Origin of the sequence: Panacagrimonas sp. (assembly GCF_965216805.1) — a bacterium.
Classification (GTDB): Bacteria; Pseudomonadota; Gammaproteobacteria; order Nevskiales; family Nevskiaceae; genus Panacagrimonas.
In genome coordinates this window covers 617,094-637,790 of the sequence record NZ_CBDCGN010000003.1, presented here as the reverse complement: position 1 = coordinate 637,790, position 20,697 = coordinate 617,094, and the positions used below count along the sequence as shown (strand labels likewise).

At 64.5% G+C, this 20,697-nt stretch carries 17 protein-coding genes; 3 read left to right on the top strand and 14 right to left on the bottom strand.

The genetic code is table 11. The features are described from left to right. Positions 1-45 precede the first annotated feature (45 nt). Positions 46-1,683 (bottom strand): NAD(P)/FAD-dependent oxidoreductase, encoded by a 1,638-nt coding sequence (locus ACOOHP_RS16055; RefSeq protein ID WP_420467492.1) that lies wholly within the window; start codon positions 1,681-1,683, stop codon positions 46-48. Between the two features lie 103 nt (positions 1,684-1,786). Here ACOOHP_RS16055 and ACOOHP_RS16050 point away from each other — a divergent pair, with 103 nt between their 5' ends. After that, positions 1,787-3,184 (top strand): DUF1329 domain-containing protein, encoded by a 1,398-nt coding sequence (locus ACOOHP_RS16050; RefSeq protein WP_420467491.1) that lies wholly within the window; start codon positions 1,787-1,789, stop codon positions 3,182-3,184. Between the two features lie 77 nt (positions 3,185-3,261). Here the strand turns inward: ACOOHP_RS16050 and ACOOHP_RS16045 are convergent, their stop codons facing one another. From ACOOHP_RS16045 to paaA, 12 genes are all read right to left on the bottom strand, one after another. Further along, on the bottom strand, positions 3,262-3,804 hold the full coding sequence (locus tag ACOOHP_RS16045) for a GDSL-type esterase/lipase family protein (protein WP_420467490.1): 543 nt from the start codon (positions 3,802-3,804) through the stop codon (positions 3,262-3,264). A gap of 85 nt (positions 3,805-3,889) precedes the next feature. After that, entirely contained in the window at positions 3,890-5,377 is a 1,488-nt protein-coding gene (locus tag ACOOHP_RS16040; RefSeq protein WP_420467489.1) for a hypothetical protein, read from the bottom strand. A gap of 178 nt (positions 5,378-5,555) precedes the next feature. Continuing rightward, positions 5,556-6,761, bottom strand: a complete 1,206-nt coding sequence (gene pcaF / locus ACOOHP_RS16035) for a 3-oxoadipyl-CoA thiolase (RefSeq protein WP_420467488.1) — start codon at positions 6,759-6,761, stop codon at positions 5,556-5,558. A 323-nt stretch (positions 6,762-7,084) separates the two neighbouring features. Continuing rightward, complete coding sequence (gene paaK, locus ACOOHP_RS16030; RefSeq protein ID WP_420467487.1) at positions 7,085-8,413, bottom strand: phenylacetate--CoA ligase PaaK; 1,329 nt, start codon at positions 8,411-8,413, stop codon at positions 7,085-7,087. Positions 8,414-8,550: 137 nt separating this feature from the next. Continuing rightward, on the bottom strand, positions 8,551-9,006 hold the full coding sequence (gene paaI / locus ACOOHP_RS16025) for a hydroxyphenylacetyl-CoA thioesterase PaaI (RefSeq protein WP_420467486.1): 456 nt from the start codon (positions 9,004-9,006) through the stop codon (positions 8,551-8,553). A gap of 5 nt (positions 9,007-9,011) precedes the next feature. After that, positions 9,012-9,806 carry a 2-(1,2-epoxy-1,2-dihydrophenyl)acetyl-CoA isomerase PaaG gene (gene paaG, locus ACOOHP_RS16020; RefSeq protein ID WP_420467485.1) on the bottom strand — a complete coding sequence of 265 codons (795 nt, stop codon included), beginning with the start codon at positions 9,804-9,806 and terminating at the stop codon, positions 9,012-9,014. A gap of 9 nt (positions 9,807-9,815) precedes the next feature. After that, entirely contained in the window at positions 9,816-11,846 is a 2,031-nt protein-coding gene (gene paaZ, locus ACOOHP_RS16015) for a phenylacetic acid degradation bifunctional protein PaaZ (RefSeq protein WP_420467484.1), read from the bottom strand. A 127-nt stretch (positions 11,847-11,973) separates the two neighbouring features. After that, positions 11,974-13,050 (bottom strand): 1,2-phenylacetyl-CoA epoxidase subunit PaaE, encoded by a 1,077-nt coding sequence (gene paaE / locus ACOOHP_RS16010; protein WP_420467483.1) that lies wholly within the window; start codon positions 13,048-13,050, stop codon positions 11,974-11,976. Between the two features lie 37 nt (positions 13,051-13,087). Further along, positions 13,088-13,627, bottom strand: a complete 540-nt coding sequence (gene paaD / locus ACOOHP_RS16005; protein WP_420467482.1) for a 1,2-phenylacetyl-CoA epoxidase subunit PaaD — start codon at positions 13,625-13,627, stop codon at positions 13,088-13,090. Positions 13,628-13,634: 7 nt separating this feature from the next. After that, positions 13,635-14,402, bottom strand: a complete 768-nt coding sequence (paaC, locus tag ACOOHP_RS16000; RefSeq protein ID WP_420467481.1) for a 1,2-phenylacetyl-CoA epoxidase subunit PaaC — start codon at positions 14,400-14,402, stop codon at positions 13,635-13,637. Positions 14,403-14,404: 2 nt separating this feature from the next. After that, the gene (gene paaB, locus ACOOHP_RS15995; RefSeq protein WP_420467480.1) at positions 14,405-14,689 is read right to left on the bottom strand and encodes a 1,2-phenylacetyl-CoA epoxidase subunit PaaB; all 285 of its coding nucleotides are present in this window, start codon (positions 14,687-14,689) and stop codon (positions 14,405-14,407) included. 51 nt (positions 14,690-14,740) lie between these two features. Further along, positions 14,741-15,730, bottom strand: coding sequence for a 1,2-phenylacetyl-CoA epoxidase subunit PaaA (paaA, locus tag ACOOHP_RS15990; RefSeq protein ID WP_420467479.1), 990 nt, complete (start codon positions 15,728-15,730; stop codon positions 14,741-14,743). 142 nt (positions 15,731-15,872) lie between these two features. Between paaA and paaX the strand changes: the two genes are divergently transcribed. Next, positions 15,873-16,808: a phenylacetic acid degradation operon negative regulatory protein PaaX gene (gene paaX, locus ACOOHP_RS15985; protein ID WP_420467478.1), complete on the top strand. Its 936-nt coding sequence runs from the start codon at positions 15,873-15,875 to the stop codon at positions 16,806-16,808. On the opposite strand, the gene ACOOHP_RS15980 is transcribed toward paaX, so the two are convergent. Beyond that, entirely contained in the window at positions 16,803-19,124 is a 2,322-nt protein-coding gene (locus ACOOHP_RS15980) for a fatty acid cis/trans isomerase (RefSeq protein WP_420468730.1), read from the bottom strand. The genes paaX and ACOOHP_RS15980 overlap by 6 nt on opposite strands. Positions 19,125-19,371: 247 nt before the next feature. Between ACOOHP_RS15980 and ACOOHP_RS15975 the strand changes: the two genes are divergently transcribed. Beyond that, a complete protein-coding gene (locus ACOOHP_RS15975; protein WP_420467477.1) occupies positions 19,372-20,661 on the top strand; it encodes an ABC1 kinase family protein in 1,290 nt (429 codons plus the stop codon). Positions 20,662-20,697: the final 36 nt, after the last annotated feature.

The following is a 20,697-nucleotide window of genomic DNA, read 5'->3' as shown; positions in this document are numbered from 1 at the left end:
CTTGAGCGCAGCGATCTCCCAGCACGCGCAAGCACTGCTGCAGACTCAGGCTTGCACCGGTTGCGCTGATGCACGCTGCTCGTGGGTGTCCAGCAAAGCCTGCATTTTCGGCACGGCCTGCTGAATCAGCTCTCCCATCGCTTGAATATTGGCGATTCCTTCTGCGGACTCGAAATCCAGAAACGGACTGAACAAATCGATGCGCGATTCGTTGATCCACTTCACCACCGCCGGCTCGGTCAACCACACCGCCATGTTCAAGCTGTTCAGGATCGCGCAACGCAGGTAATCGGCATCCGTGTAGGGCAGAGGAACCGGTTGCGTCAGTGCGTTCTTGCGCGCTTCGTCCGCATCGACATTGCATTCGACATTGCCGATGAAACCTGCGCTGTAGACCTGCTGGCACATGCGCACGGTCTGCAGCGTGATCCGGTTGCCATCGAATACCTTGACCATCGGGACCTTGGGCAGCCCGTCGGCTGCGCAGTCGACGAACACGGCATCCGCCGGCGTGGGATGCGTGCCTTTCTGCATCTTCATCTCGACCGGCGACGCCACCTCCAGATAGCCCTGGCGGACGACGTTCTTGACCCGGCGCAGCTGTTCGAGCTCCAACGGGGTGAACGTGGCACACCGCCAGCGCTTGGGCCTTACCGAAGGGTCAAGCTGCAACACCAGCTTTCGTTCCACTAAACGGCGGAAGTAGTCGTCGTAATCCTGGGCTTCCAGTGCCGCCTGCAGCAGCCCGATGGCGTACTGCGTGACCGGATCGCTGAATTTGCGTCCGGGATCGACATCGAAGCGACTGAACATCCATGCATCCGAGGGCATGATCCAGGTGATGCGTTCCGGATCGACCCGGTGGGTCAGCAGGAACAGGACCGCATCCATGCCTGTCTTGCCGGAACCGACGATGACGAAATTGCGATGCTCCGCGATCACCCGGGGCAGGTCGTTGACGACCACCGCGCGGGCGCCACCCTGGACCTCGAAATCCGGTGCCCGCTGGGACGGGACGGTCACGTTGAGGTAAGTGGCGTCGACGTACTTCTTGTTCGCACGAAACTCGTACTTCTCGCCACAGGTGAGCGACACCGCAGTGTTGTCGTTCTTGTTGTACTCGCACAGCGGCAAGTACTCGACACGGCCCGATGGCAGAAAGCGCTTGCGCATCACCGTGTCGAAGTATGCGACCACCTCGCTGCCGCTCGCCAGCTCGTAGCAGCCCTTGTTGAGGCCGACCTGATCGATGCTGTAGCCGCCCATCTCGGTCGAGTTGACGCCGTAGCAGGTGGACGTCTGATGCAGGCGCACGAAGGGATACGCGTCATTCCAGTGGCCGCCGGGCCGATGTTTCCGATCGACGATGGCAACCGTCGCATCACTGTGGGTGATGATCTCGTCCACAAATGCCATTCCGACGCCGCCGGCACCCGCGACCACGTAGTCGGCTTCAATAAGCTTCGTCATCTTCTTTCCCCCCGGATGCGCATATGCCTGAGTAGTCTGAATTGGCCACGGCATCCTTGCATCGCCGCGGGTGCACGACGCTCTGCACCGTGTGCACGACCGGCGTCGCTGCAGACGATCCGGCGGCAGATTATTCAAAACCGGCAGCGGCCGTTTTACGCAACGTTCTGGGGAAGATTCGCTCTTATATAGTCCGATACGGAATGTATCCAATCATCACTTTCTGGCGTATCTGTTCCGGGATGCTCGCAATCCGACAAGCATCCAAAACCAAAAGGCTGCCGACCAGTCGGCGAACAAATCCAAGGAGACAGAAATGCGTATCAGAAAATACGACTTCAACTACAGTCGTCGGAAGATGATGGAGAGTGTGGCGTACGGTTTGGGGGCTGGGGTGTTGATGCCGCTGGACAAGGTCTTTGCCTCCGAGTCTGACAACATCAACAAGGCCTACCCTGACGAACTGGTGTCGATCGAGGTTCAGTCCAAGGGCAAGGTCAAGGTAGGCGACTACATCGACAAGAACAATGTCGAGCATGTGAAGCACCTGCTTGACCCAGGCACGTATGAGCAGATCTCCGGTGTTGAGGGGCGCAAGATCTACATCAAGGCACCCTCGACCCATCCGTACGAGATCGTCACCGCCGGCTACCACGACGCGACCGTGGCTGACGTCAAGAACGGTCATGCCGGCAAGTGGGACGCCAACGGCAACCTGGTGGACCAGGACGGCAAGGTCTGGCAAGGCGGCCTGCCTTTTGTCAACGCCAAGACCGGTACGGAAGTCTGGTGCAACATGGCGACCAACATCGGGCGTAACGACAACGCCTGCTACGTCATCGAGCAGAAGGACTACGGCACCACCGGCAAGCTCGAATACCACTACAACTTCCAGTGGGTAGAGCTCAACAGCACCGGCCGCATGGACCGCAAGCTGTTCCGCGGCATGGAGAACGAACTGCGTCGCCAGAGCGTGTTCTTTGCTGCCGAGGCTGACGTGCGCGGCACCTCGTTTCTGAGCGTCTGGGACTACGACGCCCGCAAGATTCCGGAACTGTACGGTTATCTGCCCGAGTTCCGTCGCGTGCGTCAGTTCCCGTCCAACCAGCGCTTCGAGCCCCTGGTTCCGGGTGCGGTGTGGTTCCTCTCCGATCCCTGGGCGGCCGGCGACCCGGTGCTGACCTGGGGCAACCACAAGATCGAAGAGCGCAAGCCCATGCTCGGTCCCTGGGCGGCCGACTTTTCGCGTCACGACGAGAACTGGGAACCGCCGCGTCAGGCCGACAACCCCAAGTTCTTCGACATCCCCTACGAGATGGCGCCGGAAGTCATCGTCACCAGCTGCGAGCCGACCGGTTATCCGCGTTCGCCGGTGTCCAAGCGCGTGGCCTATGTCGATGCCCGCAACTGCATGGCTGCCAGCAACATCCGCTACGACCGTCAGGGCAAGCTGTGGTCGAACTTCGAGATGGCGCACGGCGTGTTCAAGGGCGGCGGTCCGGATGGCAAGCGTTTCATCAAGAGCCACGACGGCGTCAATGCCGGCTGGTCCTGGATCTACGTGCACATCTACGACTTCCAGAACCGTCGCATGTCGCTGTGCAACCACTCCAAGGGCGCTGCAGGCGTCGAAGCACGCTTCGATGCCGAACCCGATTGGCTGTTCGATACCTACTGCACCGCTCAGGGTATCCAGTCCCTCGGACGCGCTTAACCCATAGGTGACGACCGACGCTGCGGCCGGGTGACCGGCCGCAGCGTTTTCTTTTGGAGACGCCGGTTGTTCTTGTGCTATTCGGTCAACAGGTCCGCTGCCCGGAATCTCGCCGCGATGTATTCGGCGATCTGTCGATAGCCTTCGCGGTTGGGGTGCACCAGATCGGCCTTGAGACTGGCGCGGCTCAGCGCCTCGATCATCGCCTGTTCGTCGACTACTGCGCCGCCTTGCGCCGCCACTTCGGCGAACAACGGATCGGCTTCGGTTTCACCGCGCGCCGGAATGGCCAGCAGCAGCACGGGCACGGCGGCCAAGCGGGCGGTTTCCAGCATGGCCAGCAGATTGGCTCGCATCTGGTGGCGCGGAACGCCCTGCAGAAAGTCGTTGATCCCCAGACACAGGATCAGCAGGTCCGGCCGCTCCCTGCGCAGAACCTGCGGTAGGCGCCTGAGCCCATCCGCGGTGGTCTGTCCGGGCAGGCCGGCGTTGATCACCTCGCGCCGGATCAGGCGCGCCAGATCGCGTGGATAGCTCTGGCCAGCACCGCCGGTGCCGTCGGTGAGGCTGTCGCCGAACGCGAGAATGCGAGCAGACTCGTGCAGAGCAGGCAGCGTCACCGCATCGGCCGCCCGTCCCAACATGCACACGGACAGGCATGCGCCCGCCAGTAGCGCCCAGGCTGTCGCTCCAAACCAGCGACCGTTACGGATGCGCGCGCCCAGGCTCGGCCAGGCCGACATCCGTTCCGGCCCGCGCGGCGGGCGCAACGAACGTCGCCTCCAACAGATAAGGATCGTCGAAGTGCCGGCGCCCCACATGCGCGATGGCGTGATGCCCCTGCTGACGCAGCGCGCCGGGCCGGTGTATGCCGCTGGACCAGCCGCCAATGGGATCAACCCCGTAACTTCCCGCGACCAGCCCATCGGGCCCGAACAGACTGCGAGTACCACCGCCGGGCGCAGGCAAGGTGTAAAGGCCTTCGTAATGCGTCAGCTCGTACCGCTGCGTCAGCGCGGACCGGGCCTGCTCGACCGCTACGACGCGCTGCAGCGCATGCGAGCCCTGCTGCAGATACAGGGCCGCGCCGCTTGCCGGCGCCGGCTCCGGCGCGATGAATGCAGGCTCGCCTTCGACAGCGGTTCTGACCTTCAGCGCCTGCACCAGATACCAGTGGTGATCGCTGCCTGAGGCATGCAGGCTCTCGTAGACCATCGGTGACAAGTGCCGATCCAGGGTGACGCGCCACAGGATGCCGTCGATGGGCCCGCGTGCCGCACCGGGCGCCGCCTTGAACCAGATTGAATAGCTGATCTGCACAAGCTTGGCGCTGCCGAAGCGGGTGTAGTTGATCTGGTAATAAACCTTGGGCTGGGTCACGTCGGCGCTCGGACCGTCGACGGCCAGCACAGGCACGGCGGGGACGTCGTTGTCGTCCGCGGTCTCGATCAGCAGATTCGGTGCATGACGCTCCGCCAGCGCGCTCCACTGCGAGCCGTACAACTCTGGATACCCCAGCATGTTGACATTTACCTTGTCGCCGGCGTCGTCGAGCAACGACAGATCCTGTTGCGGTTTGACCGTCCACAGGCGCATCGCCTCGGGCATCGGCGCCGATTCCGCCGCGGCGACATAGGCGCTGGCCGCGTCTTCATGCGCGGCCTCGATGCGTGCCTTCATCAGCGGCGCCATCAAGGGATATAGCCCCAGCGCGCGCTTGATGCCGGAATAGGCGTCAGGCGGATAAACCACCTCGATCATCGCCGCCCAGCGCTCCGGGTCTTCCAGCTCGATCGCCGCCAGGATGCGACCGCAGTTCAGAAAATAATCCCGTTGGATGGCGGCATCGAGCTCGCTCATGCCCAGGTTGATGTACTCGTAGTCGCGCGATTCCTGGTCCAGCTCGCGCATCCGCCGCACCCACTCGCTGACATCGTTCAGTCCCTTCACTTCGTTGCGGAACGAGGCATGCATCCGATCCGTTCGCAGATAGGGATATCCGGGCACGCGATAAAACGCGGCGTCACGCACACCGGCCGCGTCGACCCGCTGGTCCATCGCCGCATAGTCTGCCCGGCAGTTCGCATAGTTCTTGTAGAACCCGGTAAAAGGAGACGGCGCGTCCGGCGATGCGGCGCATCCATGCAGCAACAGGCTGACGAGAATTGCGGAACCACACGTAACCAGGCGCATTCGTACACTCCTTGCCAAGCCGTTCCAGGCCACGACGAACCCAGAGTGGGGATTATTACGTGTCGGATCGTGATCGGATGCTAGGGTGGGTCCCGCCCGGGTTTCGCCTAAACGCCGCCCTGCGAACGATGGCGAAACCGTTTCTCGCATTTACGCCGGCGGGCTCGCTGACATCCGATCAGACCCGTTCGATCACCAGCGCAATACCCTGTCCGATACCGATGCACATCGTGCAGAGCGCATAGCGGCCTTGAATGCATTCGAGCTGACTGAGCGCCGTGGTCACCAGCCGCGCGCCGGACGCGCCGAGCGGATGCCCGAGCGCAATGGCACCGCCATTGGGATTCACCTGCGCCGCGTCGTCGGGCAGACCCAGGTCACGCGTGACCGCAAGGCCCTGTGCCGCAAACGCCTCGTTGAGTTCGATCGCATCCATCTGCCCAAGCTTGAGCCCCGCCTGCGCCAGCACCTTTCGCGTGGCCGGCGCCGGGCCGAACCCCATGATGCGCGGCGCCAGGCCCACCGTGGCCATCGCCACCACTCGCGCACGCGGCCTCAGGCCGTGACGCGACGCCGCGGCCTCGGAGGCCAGCAACACCGCGCAGGCGCCGTCGTTGACGCCGGATGCATTGCCGGCGGTGACGGTGCCGTCCGCGCGCACGATCGGCTTGAGCCTGGCCAGCATCTCCAGCGTGGTCTCGGGCCGCGCGTGTTCGTCGGCGCGAAACATCAGCGGCTCGCCTTTCCTCTGTGGGAGTGCAACCGGCACGATCTCGCGCGCGAAGAAACCGTCTGCGTTGGCCTGTGCCCAGCGTTGCTGGCTGCGCAGCGCGAACCGATCCTGATCTTCACGCGAGATGCCGAATTGCGCGGCGACGTTCTCCGCCGTCTCCGGCATGGAGTCGATGCCATAGCGGCTCTTGAAAGCGGGATTGACGAAGCGCCAGCCGATGGTGGTGTCCTCGATCTTCGCGCTACGCGAAAACGCGCTGTCCGCCTTGCCCATTACGAAGGGGGCGCGCGTCATGCTTTCCACGCCACCCGCGATCATCAGCTCCACCTCGCCGGACTTGATCGCGCGCGCGGCCATGCCGACTGCATCCAGGCTGGACCCGCACAGGCGATTGAGCGTGACGCCGGGGACCTCCAGCGGCAGGCCTGCCAGCAACGCCGCCATGCGTGCCACGTTGCGGTTATCTTCGCCCGCCTGGTTGGCACAGCCGTAGATGACGTCGTCGAGCGCCGACCAGTCCACCCCGGCGTTGCGCCGGATCAGTTCGGCGATCGGCAGCGCAGCGAGATCATCGGTGCGTACGCCGGCCAAGGCGCCGCCATAACGGCCGAAGGGTGTGCGGACGGCGTCGCAGATAAAGGCCTGTTTCATGGTCGATTGCTCTTGCTTCGAGAGTGGTCTTGCCACGGATGCACACGGGATGACACGGTTAAAGCTGGAAACCGCATTTCAACTCAAAGGCGCAAAGCCAACAGAAAGGACGCCAAGAATTTTTCTGGACGACGCACTTCAGCAGATTGGTGAGCGCAGTCCACGGTGTTTTCCTTTGCGCCTTGCTTGCTGTTCTTCGCGTCCTTCGCGTTTAACCGCTTTTTGTAGGTTAATGCGGGAAGAACGAGGGGATCGTCGGTCTGCTTCTCAAGCCGCGTCTATCCATGTTGATCCTTGGGTATCTGTGGCGAACGGCTCCGCCGTCAGCCGCCCGCCGGTTTAGCGCGCTTGTCGATCACGCGACGCGCCTTGCCGGCGGAGCGCTCGAGGGCACCGGTATCGCCGACCTGCACGTCGATGCTGATGCCGACATAGGCCTTCACGGACTGCTGCAGGGCCTGGGCGTAACCGGCGCGTTCTTCGGTACAGGCCGCCGCATAGGCCGGGCTGACTTCGACCGCCACCGCGACGGCGTCCAGGTTGCCCTTGCGGGTGACCTCGATCAGGTAGTGCGGCGCCAACTGCGGAATCTTCAGCAGCAACTCCTCGATCTGCGTGGGGAATACATTGACGCCGCGGATGATCAGCATGTCGTCGGAGCGGCCGGTGATCTTGCCGATACGGCGCATCGAGCGCGAGGTGGGCGGCAGCAGGCGGGTGAGATCGCGCGTGCGGTAGCGGATGACCGGCAGCGCCTCCTTGCTCAGCGAGGTGAACACCAGCTCGCCCTCCTCGCCGTCGGGCAGTACCGCGCCGGTGACGGGATCGATGATCTCCGGATAGAAATGATCCTCCCAGATCACCGGTCCATCCTTGCTCTCCACGCATTCACTGGCCACACCCGGTCCCATCACTTCGGACAGGCCGTAGATGTCCACCGCGTCGAGGTCCGCACGCGCTTCGATTTCCTGGCGCATCGCGTTGGTCCAGGGCTCGGCACCGAAGATGCCGATCTGCAGACTCGACTTGGCGCCGTCCAGTCCCTGGCGCTCGAACTCTTCGATGATGTTGAGCATGTAGGACGGCGTGACCATGATGATGCGCGGCTGAAAATCCTGAATCAGCTGCACCTGCTTTTCGGTCTGCCCGCCGGACATCGGAATCACCGTGCAGCCGAGGCGCTCGGCGCCGTAGTGTGCGCCCAGGCCACCGGTGAACAGGCCGTAGCCGTAGGCGATGTGGATCAGATCGCCCGCTCTGCCGCCCGCTGCGCGGATGCTGCGTGCCACGCAGTCGGCCCAGGTGTCGATGTCCCTGGCGGTATACCCCACCACGGTCGGCTTGCCGGTGGTGCCGCTGGAGGCATGGACGCGCACCACCTGCTCGCGCGGCACCGCGAACAGCTTGAACGGATAGTTGTCGCGCAGATCCTGCTTGGTCATGAACGGAAACCGCGCGAGATCGGACAGATGCTTCAGGTCGTCCGGGTGCGCGCCCGCGGCGTCGAAGCTCTGGCGGAAATGCGCCACGTTGTCGTAGGCGTGACGCAGGGACCATTGCATGCGCTGCAGTTGCAGCGATCTCAACTCGTCCTGGCTGGCGCGCTCGATCGGCTCCAGGCTTGGCGGTCGTGGGCGGTGTCGCGTGGTCATCGATCAGACTCCTTTCGCTGGGCGCGATGACGCCCGTGCATCACTGTTATTCGCGTCGTGCAGCGTTGCTTGACGCCGCGTGCACGCTGCTCACCAGGGCGTGCATTCGCCGTCGCCTGAGCCTTTCGGGCCGCGGCTCAAGTCGCGGGCAACACCTCGCCTTTGATGCGCGCCGACTTGCCGCGAAACACGGCAACTGCTTGACCCGACTGATCCACCACCGTGATGTCGTAGATGCCGGTACGACCGGACAGCACCCGCTCCTGCGCCACCGCGGTCAGCGTTTCGCCGAGTTGCACCGGGCGCAGGAACTCGATGCTGCACCCGGCCGCAACGGTGGCCTCGTTGCGGCTGTTGCAGGCGAACGCAAACGCGCTGTCGGCCAGGGTGAACATGAAGCCACCGTGGCAGATGTGATGGCCGTTGAGCATGTCGCCGCGGACCACCATGCTCAGGCGTGCGGTACCGGGGCCGATGTCCTCGATGCGAATGCCCAGACCCTGGCTGGCGGTATCGCGTTCGAACATGGATTGCGCGACGCGGCGGGCAAGGTCTACCGCGGCGTCCGGATGCAGCGAAGGGTTGGGGGACATTGCGCTCACCGGCCGGTGAAGCTGGCGTTGCGTTTTTCCTTGAAAGCGGCGACGCCTTCGGCATAGTCATCGCTGTAGCCCAGTTCGTGCATGGCGTCTGCCTCGCGTTCCAAGGCCTGCTCCAGGGTCAGCGAGCCGCTGCCCAGGATCAATTCCTTGGTGCGTGCCAGCCCGCGGGTGGGCGCCTGCGCCAGGTGCGTCAGCAGCTTCTCGACCTCGTCCTTGAATTGCGCGTCGGCCACCGACTTCCAGATCAGGCCCCATTGCTGCGCCTGATCGGCGCTGAGCTTGTCGCCCAGCATGGCCAGGCCCATCGCACGCGCGGTGCCGACCGCGCGCGGCAGTATCCAGGTGCCGCCGGTGTCGGGAATCAGGCCGAGCTTGCAGAACGGCTGGATGAAGCTGGCGGATTGGGTGGCGATGACCAGATCGCCGGCCAGCGCCACGTTGGCACCGGCGCCGGCCGCGACGCCGTTGACCGCGGACACCACCGGCAGCGGCAGGGTGCGCAGGCTCGTCACCAGCGGCGCCCACCACTCGCGCACGGTCTGACCCAGGTCGACCTTGGCGTCGCCCTCGGCGACCGCGCCGCGATCCGCCAGATCCTGCCCGGCACAGAAGCCGCGCCCCGCGCCGGTCAGCAGCAATACGCGCGCACCGGCATCCGCCCTGACCTTGCCGATGGCGTCGCGCAACTCTGCGTGCATGGCCACCGTGAAGCTGTTGAGACGGTCCGGCCGGTTGAGGGTGATACGGGCAATGCCGTGGTCGTTCTGAAACAGGATGTTTTCGTAGCTCATCTGGGTCTCCTATGCAGGCGCCTTTTCGACCATGGTCAGCACGTCGTACTGCGCCACCACCTTGCCGTCCTGATTGGTCACCACGGTATCCCAGCGCACCTCGCCGTAGTTCTCGGTGATACGAGGATTCTTGTGCTTGGCCGTGAGCGTGACACTGAGCGAATCGCCCGGTTTGGCCGGCGTCACGAAGCGCAGATTGTCGAGACCGTAATTGGCCAGCACCGGCCCCGGGTCCGGTTGCACGAACAGCCCCGCGGCAACCGACAGGATGTAGTAGCCGTGCGCGACGCGACCGCCGAAGAAGGGGTTGGCGGCAGCGGCCGCTTCGTCCATGTGCGCGTAGAACGTATCGCCGGTGAAGTGGGCGAAGTGTTCGATGTCTTCCAGGGTGATCAGCTTGGGGCCGGCCTTGATGGTGTCGCCGAGCTGCAGCTCGTCGAGGTTCTTGCGAAACGGATGAATGCCTTCCGTGCGCGGTGTGCCGACGATCCACTGCCCGGTGATGGCGGTGAGCGTGGCCGGCGACCCCTGCAGCGCGGTGCGTTGCAGGTAGTGATGGACGCCGCGCACGCCGCCCATTTCCTCGCCGCCGCCGGCGCGGCCCGGTCCACCGTGAATCAGCACCGGCATCGGCGAGCCATGGCCGGTGGACTCCTTGGCACAGTCGCGATTAACGATCAGCAGGCGACCGTGATGACTGGCCGCGCCCAAGACCATTTCGCGCGCGAATGCGTTGTCGTAGGTGAAGATCGATCCGACCAGACTGCCTTCGCCGCGGGCGGCAAGCTCGATGGCGTCGGCCACATCGTCGTAGGGCATGACGGTGGAGACCGGACCGAAGGCTTCCACCTCGTGTACGACCGCGCTGGTCTTGGGCGTCTGGCAATGCAGCAGCAGCGGCGACAGGAACGCCCCTTGGTGCGCATCGGCACCGGTCACGCTGAAGTTCTGCGGATCGCCGAATACCAGCTCGGCGGCATCCCGCAGGCGTCCGACCGCGTTGCGCACCTCGTCGCGCTGCGCGGTGCTGGCCAGGGCGCCCATGGTCACCCCTTCTACCGAAGGATCGCCCACCACCACCTTGGACAGCCGCGCCTTGAGCGCGTCGAGCACCGCGGGGATCTGCGCGCGCGGCACGAACGCGCGGCGGATGGCGGTGCACTTCTGCCCGCATTTGGTGGTCATCTCGCGGACGACCTCCTTGACGTAGAGATCGAACTCCGGCGTACCGGGCACCGCATCCGGACCCAGGATGGAACAGTTGAGCGAGTCCGCTTCCATGGTGAAGCGCACGCTGTTGCGTACGATGGCCGGATGCGCGCGCAGCTTGTGGCCGGTGGAGGCCGAGCCGGTAAAGGTCACCACGTCCTGCCCGGTCAGGTGATCGAGCAGGTCGCCGACGCTGCCGCAGATGAGCTGGAACGAGCCTTCCGGGAAGATCTGCGACTCCACCATGCGCTTGAACACGACTTCCGTCAGGTACGCGGTCTGGCTGGCCGGTTTGACGATGGCGGGCACGCCGGCCAGCAGATTCACCGCCAGCTTTTCCAGCATGCCCCACACCGGAAAGTTGAAGGCGTTGATGTGTACCGCCACGCCCTTGAGCGGCGTCATGATGTGCTGACCGACGAAGCTGCCGGTCTTGCTCATGATCTCCGGCGAGCCGTCGATGATGAAGCTGGCGTTGGGCAGTTCGCGCCGGCCCTTGCTGGCGTAAGCGAACAGGGTGCCGAAACCGCCGTCGATGTCGATCATCGAATCGACCTTGCTGGCGCCGGTGGCGGCGGACAGCGCGTAGAACTCGTCCTTGTGTTCCGACAGGTACTGGCCCAAGGCTTTGAGCTTCATCGCGCGCTGGTGGAACGTCAGCGTGCGCAGCGCAGGGCTACCCACCTTGCGGCCATGCTCGAGCATGGCCGCAAAATCGAGACCTTTGCTCGACACTCGCGCCACCGGCACGCCGGTGATGGCATTGAGCGTGGTGTCGCCACCTTCACCGGTTCGCCATTGTCCTGCAGCGTAGCTTGCAAGGTTCCTCATGTACTTCTCTCCTCGATTCGGGGGCCACAGAACGATTGCCGCGGATCAACACGAATGACCTCGGACTGCGCCCAGCGCTTGATCCGTGTCGGTCTATGGTGATCCGTGAATTCCGTGGAAAAACTTTTCAGGTCTCCTGATCCAGGTCGATCAGCAGTTGGTCGGTAATCGGAAAGCTCTGACAGGTCAGCACGAAGCCGCGCGCCAGTTCGTAGTCTTCCAGCGAATAGTTGGCGTCCATGTCCACTTCGCCCTTGATCAGTTTGCAGCGGCAGGTGCTGCATACGCCGCCCTTGCAGGAATAGGGCAGCTCGATGCCCTGCTCCAGCGCCGCGTCCAGCACCGACTCCTTGTTTTTTGGCATGGAGAACACGCGGGTCAGGCCGTGGTGGATCACCGTGACCTGGCAGCCTTCGTCGCCCTTGACCACGGCCTTGCGTTGCGGCCGCGGGCCCTTGTGCATGGCGGCGGCAAACAGTTCCAGCTTGATCTGCGACTTGGCCAGACCCTTGGCCAACAGCCGCTCCTGCACCTGTTCCATCATGCTCTGCGGCCCGCAGATGTAGGCCACGTCGATGCCGGAGGCGTCGACCCATCGGCTCAGCAGTTGATCGCACTTTTCTGCGTCGATGCGGCCATTGAACAGATCCACATCCTGCTGCTCGCGACTGAGGATGTAGACCAGATTCAGCCGCGTCATGTAGCGGTCTTTCAGGTCCTCCAGTTCCTCCTTGAAGATCACGCTACTGGAGGAGCGGTTGCCGTAGATCAGGGTGAATCGGCTTGCGGGCTCGGCGGCGAGCGTGGTCTTGATCAGCGACAGGATCGGCGTGATGCCACTGCCGGAAGCAAACGCCACGTGATGCCGCGCCAGTTCCGGTTGCAAGGGCACGTTGAAGTGACCGGAAGGCTCCATCACCTCGATGCGGCTGCCCGGCTTGAGGTGCTCGGCGGCCCAACTGGAAAACAGCCCGTCGTCGATGCGCTTGATCGCCACGCGCAGCTTCTGTTCCTGCTCGGCGGAACAGATCGAGTAGGAGCGGCGCACTTCCTCGCCGTCGATGTGCGCCTTCAAGGTCAGATGCTGCCCGGCGCTGTAGCGGAACGCCTCGGCCTGATCGCTGGGCACGGCGAAGGTCACCACCATCGCATCGCGCGTTTCCGGCTTGACCTCGGCAACCTGCAGTGGGTGGAACTTGCTCATCCTGTTCTCGGGTTCGCGGCCAGTGTCGGCGTGCGCGTCAGTGGCATTTGAAATAGTCGAAAGGCTCCGCACAGGCGCGGCATACGTACAAGGCCTTGCACGGCGTGGCGCCGAACTGGCTGGTGACTTCAGTGTGGCGCGAGCCGCAGCACGGACAGTTCACCGCCACCGGCGTCGCCGGTGGGCGCCGCGTGAGACGGCTGATGTCGATCGTCTGCTCGCTCGCCAATCCCTGCGGCGGCGCGATGCCGTAGGCGCGCAACTTCTCTTTTGCAGCCGGCGCCAGCCAGTCGGTAGTCCAGGCAGGAGACAGGCGCATCTGCAGCGCCGGCTGTTCGATACCGTGCTGCTGCAGGGTCTCGCGGATGGATTGGGCGATGACCTCGGTGGCAGGGCAGCCCGAGTAGGTTGGCGTCACCGTCACCATCAGGGTTGCGGGAAATTGCGAGTCGTCCCAGCGCACCTCGCGCACGATGCCCAGGTCGACGATGGAAATCGCCGGAATCTCGGGATCCGGAACTTGCGCCAGCCAGCGCCAGACGTCCTGCACCGATGCGCGCGTGGCGACCTCGCTCATGGATCTGCTACCAGCTCGCGCCAGGATGCGCGCGCTGCAGCACCTGCATTTCGGCAAGCAGGCGGCTCAGGTGTTCGGTGTGCACGCCACGCTTGCCACCGCGCTGCATCCAGGCATCGGCCGGTGGCATCTTCAGGGTGGCCTCGTCCAGCACTTCGCGAACGTAGCCCAGCCACTCGTCGCGTAGCGATGCGGGGTCAAAACCGGAGCCTGCCGCGGTCATCGCAGCGTCCACCGCATCGGCATCGAACATCTCGCCGGTAAAACGCCACAGCGCATCCACCGCGTCCTGCATCAGCTCGCGGCTGACGGCGGTGCCATCGCCCAGCCGGACCAGCAGATCGCTGCTGCGGCGCAGGTGATAGCTGACTTCCTTGAGCGACTTGGCGGCGATATCGGCGATGCGTGTATCGCCGGATCGCGTCAGCTCGCGCAGGGCCAGCAGATGCCAGGCATCGAACAGGAACTGGCGCACCAGCGTATCGGCGTAACTGCCGTTGGGCTGTTCCACCAGCAGCAGGTTGCGGAACTGCGGCGCGTCGCGGTGATAGGCCAGGCGATCTTCGTCGGCGTCCCCACCCTGCAGCTCGGCAGCGAGGCTCAGCCACAGCCGCGCCTGCCCAAGCAGGTCCAGCGCCACGTTGGTCAGCGCCATGTCCTCTTCCAGCGCCGGTCCTTTGCCGCACCATTCGGACAGGCGCTGGCTCAGGATCAACGTGTTGTCGCCCAGGTGCAGCAGGTACTGGACGCGGACGGCCGGGTCTGCGGCGGCCATGTTCAAAGGCCCTTCACTTCGTCCGGCATCGGAAAGAAGGTGGGATGCCGGTACACCTTGCTGTTGGCAGGATCGAACAGCGGCGCCTTGTCGTCCGGGCTGCTGGCGGCGATGTCGGCCGACTTCACCGCCCAGATGCTGACGCCCTCGTTGCGTCGCGTGTAGACATCGCGCGCGTTGTTGATCGCCATGGCGGCGTCCGGCGCGTGGAGGCTGCCGACATGGCGATGCGCCAGGCCGTGCTGACTACGGATGAAGATTTCCCACAGGGGCCATTGAGTGGTCATCGCTTTTGATCGGGGCCTTGCGATCCCGTCCTCGGAATTGGGTGAATCGCGCTAGGCGGCTTCGGACATTTCGCGCGACGCCTTCTTCTGCGCATGCGCCACCAGCGCGTCGCGAAACCAGGTGCCGTCCTCCCAGGCCGATCGGCGGGTGGCGATGCGCTCGCGATTGCAGGGACCGTTGCCCTTGATCACGTTGTAGAACTCGTCCCAGTCGATCGCGCCGTAGTCGTAGTGACCGCGCTCGGCGTTCCACTTGAGGTCCGGATCGGGGATGGTCAGGCCCAGGTACTCGGCTTGCGGGACGGTCTGATCGACCATCTTCTGGCGCAGTTCGTCGTTGGTGAACAGCTTGATCTTCCATTGCCTGGACTGTTCGCTGTGCACCGAGTCGCCGTCCGGCGGGCCGAACATCATCAGGCTCGGCCACCACCAGCGGTTGAGCGCGTCCTGCGCCATCGCCTTCTGCTCGGGCGTGCCGCGACACAGCGCCATCATGATGTCGTAGCCCTGGCGCATGTGGAACGCCTCTTCCTTGCACACGCGGATCATGGCGCGCGCGTAAGGGCCGTAAGAGCATCGGCACAGCGGGATCTGGTTCATGATCGCCGCGCCGTCCACCAGCCAGCCGATGGTGCCGATATCCGCCCAGGTCAGGGTGGGATAGTTGAAGATGGACGAATACTTGGCCTTGCCCGAGTGCAGATCGTCCACCATCTGATCGCGCGACACTCCCAGGGTCTCCGCCGCCGAGTAGAGGTACAGGCCGTGTCCCGCCTCGTCCTGCACCTTGGCCAGCAGGATCGCCTTGCGCTTGAGGGTGGGCGCCCGGGTGATCCAGTTGCCCTCCGGCAGCTGCCCGACGATCTCCGAATGCGCGTGCTGGCTGATCTGGCGGATCAGCGTATTGCGGTAACGCTGTGGCATCCAGTCCTGCGGCTCGATGCGGATGTCGGCGTCCAGGCGCACCTGAAAGGCCTGCTCCTCTGCACTCGATTCTGCGCCGGCCACCTTGGTGCCGGTGTCCACCATCTGTGCGTACATGTCACGCCTCCTGTCCGGATGAATATTATTTGATACGAACACTAGCGATGTCAACCTTCAATATGTATCACGATGGCCGGCGGTAACGCATGAATCCGCCCACTCGCTACCATGTGCCGGTTTACCGAGTCAGCGGCGATCAATGCCCCGCAAGAACTTCAGCGTCGACGATTGGGTCCGGCGCTACCTCAAAGAAGAAGAGCCGCGTTCCAAGTCCTTGATCGTCAGCGTTTTCGGCGATGCCATCGCGCCCTACGCCGCGGGCGTGTGGCTGGGCGGGCTGATCGATCTGCTGGCGCCGCTGGGCGTCAACGAACGGCTGGTTCGCACCAGCGCTTTCCGGCTGGTGGAGGAGGACTGGCTCAGCGCGCAACGCGAGGGCCGGCGCAGCCACTACTCGCTCACCGCCTCCGGCATCCGCCGCTTCGACGCCGCCTACAGCCGCATCTACACGCCGCCGCCGCAGGACTGGGACGGCAATTGGACGGTGGTGATCCTGCCGCGCAGCAACGGCGACGGCGGACCCGACCGGCTGGAGCTGCGACGCGAGCTGGAATGGGAGGGCTACGCCTCGCCGACCCCGGGCGTGCTGCTGCACCCTGCGGCCAAGACCGAGGTGCTGCAGCAGATCCTGGACGATCTGAAACTGGCCGAGCGGGCCGTGGCCTTCAGCGCACGCTCGCTCGAAGGCTTTGCCACAGAGTCCGCGCTCACGCTGGTCGAAAGCTGCTGGGATCTGCACGACATCGGCAGCCGCTACCTGACCTTTCTGCAGCGCTTCGAACCGCTGCACGAGCGCCTGGCGTCGCTCGGCGTTTCGCCGGCGCAGGCGTTTGCGGTACAGACCCTGCTGATCCACTCGTTTCGCCGCGCCACCTTGCACGACCCGCGCCTGCCGCAGGCGATGCTGCCGACCGACTGGCCCGGCCTGCAGGCATATCGCCTATGTCGCGAAATCTACCGTGTGACCTATCGCCCGGCGCAGGCGCACGTCCGCGCGGTGGCCGGTGTCGACACCTCCGCGGTCAGCAGTTCGCGGCTGGGCATGCGTCTGCACGAGCGCTTCGGCGGGCTATAGATTCTCGTAGCGGTTCAAATCGAACAGGGCGGCTTCGACCGGATCGGTCTGCTCCACGTAGCGCGTGAAGTCGTGAAAGATCTCCCAGAACGCCGGATGCGTGCGGCGTACGCCCCAGCGCTCGACCAGCGGTTCCAGTTCCGCGGCTTTGGTGATGCTGGCGAGGCGTTCGACGAAGGCTTCGATGTCCGGCGCCGCCACGTCGAAGATGAAATTGGGATAGCTGCCCAGAATCCCCGGCAGCACGCTGAGGGTGTCCTTGTCCGGTTCGCGCCGCAGCTCTTCGCCGAGCAGAAATGCCACATTGCTGTGCGCGCGGTTATGCACCAGCGAATACACCATGCGTTCGCCGCCCGGAGCGGTCACGCGCAGGTACACCAGTTCGGGTAGCAGGGCGATCACCGGCAACTGCGCCGCGCGCACGCCGGCAAAGGTGCGCAGGGCGTGCTCGACCTGCCGTCGAACCGCGCTATCGCTTTGGCGCTCGCATCGCTCCTGCTCGCAACGGTTGAGCAGATCGGCCGGACCGCGAACCTTGCGCAGGCGTTCCAGCACCTGCCCGGCAAATTCCGCCTTGGGGTCGTCGGTCCGATAGACGATCTGCGTGGGCACCTGATCGTCCGGCTTGGCGTAGGTGGTGAAGAGCTTGATCTTGCCGGAGTCCGCGTACCAGGCGTCGCGCAGTTTCTTGCGCTCCGACGCCGGCAGAAAGCGCAGGAAGTTGTACTCGCCCTCGTTGCGGATCAGGTCGAAGTACAGGCGGGTCTGCAACTGGTGCGACACGCTGCCGAAGACGTTGAAGTTGACCACCAGCTGGTAATAGCTGCGCTCCAGCAACGGGTAGTCCATCACCCACAAGGTATCGGGCAGCGCGCCATGCCAGCCGCGCTCGACAGCCGCGTTGTCGTGGTGACGGAAGATGGTGAGCATGGCATCGCGGTTCCAGCCGTCACCATCCCAAAGATCGGCCAGCCGCGGACCCTGCGGCTGGTCGCTGGCGTAGCGCGCCTGCCGCAGCTCGACGTAATGGTTGCGCTGCTCGCGATACTTTTCCCACTCCGAGTGCGTGGCGATCAGGTCCGAATCCTGTCCCGGCACGCCGATCAGCGGCGTGGCCTGCTGGCGATAGGCCGCGTCGTTGACGTAGACCTCGGCCGCAGGGTCTTCGAACAGCACCCAGAACTGGTCGCGAATCACGTCGGTTGCGATCTGCCCGCTGCACACCGGGCCTCGGATAAACGTGCGCACGAAATACTCGGCATCGTCCAGCATGAACTGGTATCGCGCCTTGGCCGGAATAGCGGCAAACGTGGAAAAGGCGTTGGCGCGTTCGGCGTCGCTGTAGCCGGGCAACACGCCGACAGTCCAGTCGTCGGCGAAGAACAGCGCGTCGTAGCGCTGGCGCTTCCGATCGCTCAGGCCATAGGTGATGTGGGTCTTGTTCACCAGGGTTTCGGACAGCGGGCGCAAGCGGTAATGGAACGCCGCACCCGGATCGTCGTTGGGACGCACGGTCGACGACGGGATCGGCGTCTGTCCGGATGGGGTGCGCGAACGGATCAGTTCAAAGAACAGCGGTTTGTCTTCGCCCTCGAAATAAAGGTGTGCCAGGAACAGGTGCTCGTAGAGATAACGCGCCACCAGCTGCTCCCGCGCGCCGCTGCGATTGAGATACTGCTCCCAGCGTTCGACCGCCGCCTGTTCCCGGGGGCTCGGTACCGGGCTGCGCGCCTCCACCGCGCCACCCTCTGCGATCCAGGTCTGCAGCGTGCGGAACTCGCCGTCGCTCAGTCCCGTCATCGCCCACGGCATGCCCTGCTGGGGACGTTTCTCGGCGTAGTCTTCGAACTCGTCGACCGTGGGGCACTGGTGCTGGCGGTCGCGCCCGAACGTCAGTTCGTCCGGCAGCTTGCTGTCGGGAGGCCAGGGGTTGGTGTGCCCGAGCTCCACCATGCGATACAGCAGCGAGGCCTGCAGCGGCGCGGTGCCGTCGCTGGCCGCAGCGTATCGGGCGGAGAAGAAGCCTTTCGCGCGCCAGGCCTCCACGTTCAAGGCATCCACGCCCAGCCGCGTCGGCGCCTGGTCCTCGGACCGTAGACCGTCGTACACCGGCAGCTTGGAAGCCCCGCGGATGATTCCCTCGGCGCTGGCCAGATTGAGCTGGCAAGGCGCGTCGTTGCAGGCGTGACAGGCCACGCAGGTGCGATCGAAGATGGGTTGGACGTCGCGCTGGTAGTGCACCGTCGGCTTCGCCGCGAGCGGCGCCGGCACCTCCTGATACACGGCCATACGGCTGCACGCATAAATGCCGAGCATCGCCAGCAGAGTCAGGCACAGCTTGGCAATGCGCATACGCGCCGGTCTGTCGTTGGTCATCGGTTCGAGCCCTGGTGAAACGCAACGGCGCCGCCGCAGCGCCCCCAATCGCGATGATCGTAAGCGATGAGCCGGCCTGGGTCTTCCTTGCAAGTCACCGCGACCGGTCCCGCCGGCGGCGGGCCGATTTCGCCGGCGTCGTTTGCGGCTACCCTGGACGCCCGCGCTGTTTCGCCCCTCCAGCACCATGCCGCCGATCGAAGACTCGCCCTCGCGTCGTACTGCGCGCCTGCTCGGTGCGGGCGCGCGCACGCTGGGACGCTCTCTGCTGAAGCAGCTTCCCGGCGGTGATCGCGCCCAGCGCAAGGTCGACTACTGGACTGCCGTGGGCCGCGACTGGGCACAGACCCTGGGCGAGCTGCGCGGTGCGGCCATGAAGCTCGGTCAGCTCGCTTCGCAATACGCCGACGTACTGCCGCCGCAGCTTGCCGAGCAGCTGCGTCGTTTGCAGAACGCCGCCGAACCGATTGCCTTCGAAGACTTTCAGCGCGCGCTGGCCTTGCAATGGAGCGCTGCACAGTTCGCGCAGATCGAATCCATCGAGCGTCAGGCGCTGGCCGCCGCCAGCATCGGCCAGGTCCACCGCGCCCGCCACGTGGACGGCCGTACGCTGGTGATCAAGCTGCGCTACCCCGGCGTTGGCGATGCCGTGGATGCCGACCTCAAACAATTGCGCCGGCTCATCGGCGCCTCCAAATTGTTGCCGCTGGACGGTCCGGCGATGGACCGTCTGATGGAAGAAGTTCGACAACGCTTTCGCGACGAGACCGACTACGTCGCCGAACTGCGCTACCTGCAGCTGTTGCGCCACCGCGCTGCGCTCGAAGGCATCGTCTACCCCACCCCTCTGCCGGAGCTGTGCACGGCGGGCGTGATCGTGTGCGGCGAAGAGCGCGGCGCCGGCCTGGAACAGGCACGCACCTGGTCGCAGATGCGGCGCGACCGCATCGGCGCTCATCTTGCAAGCTGGCTGGTACACCAGCTGTTCGAGTCCCACGCCGTCCACGCCGACCCGCACCCGGGTAATTTCGCCTTTCGCGACAACGACGATGTCGTGGTCTACGACTTCGGCTGCGTCAAACAAGTCCCCGAACACGTCGTCGGCAAGGTTCGACAACTGCTCGCCGCCGCCGCGGCGCGCGACTGGGCCGGCGTGCACGAAACGCTGGAGCGCCTGGGCGGCCTTGCCGGCGACGTGCCGCTGGCGGAAGTCGAACCCCTGTACCGCGACCTTCACCGCTTGATCATCCAACCGCTGGCGGTTGCGGATGGATTCGACTTCTCCGATCCAAGTTTCATCGACCGGCTACGCGCCTGCGCGCGTTCGCACGTCGGGCTTACCTTCCGCTTCAAGCCGGTAACCGATCTGATCTTCGTGATCCGCGCCCTCAGCGGCCACTACTGGTTGCTACGCGCGCTGGGCGCCCGTGTCGACCTGCGTTCGATCCTGCTGTCGCATGCAATTCAGCTTGGCTGAACGGCGTAGAAGATGGATTTTCCCCAGGCGGTTCAT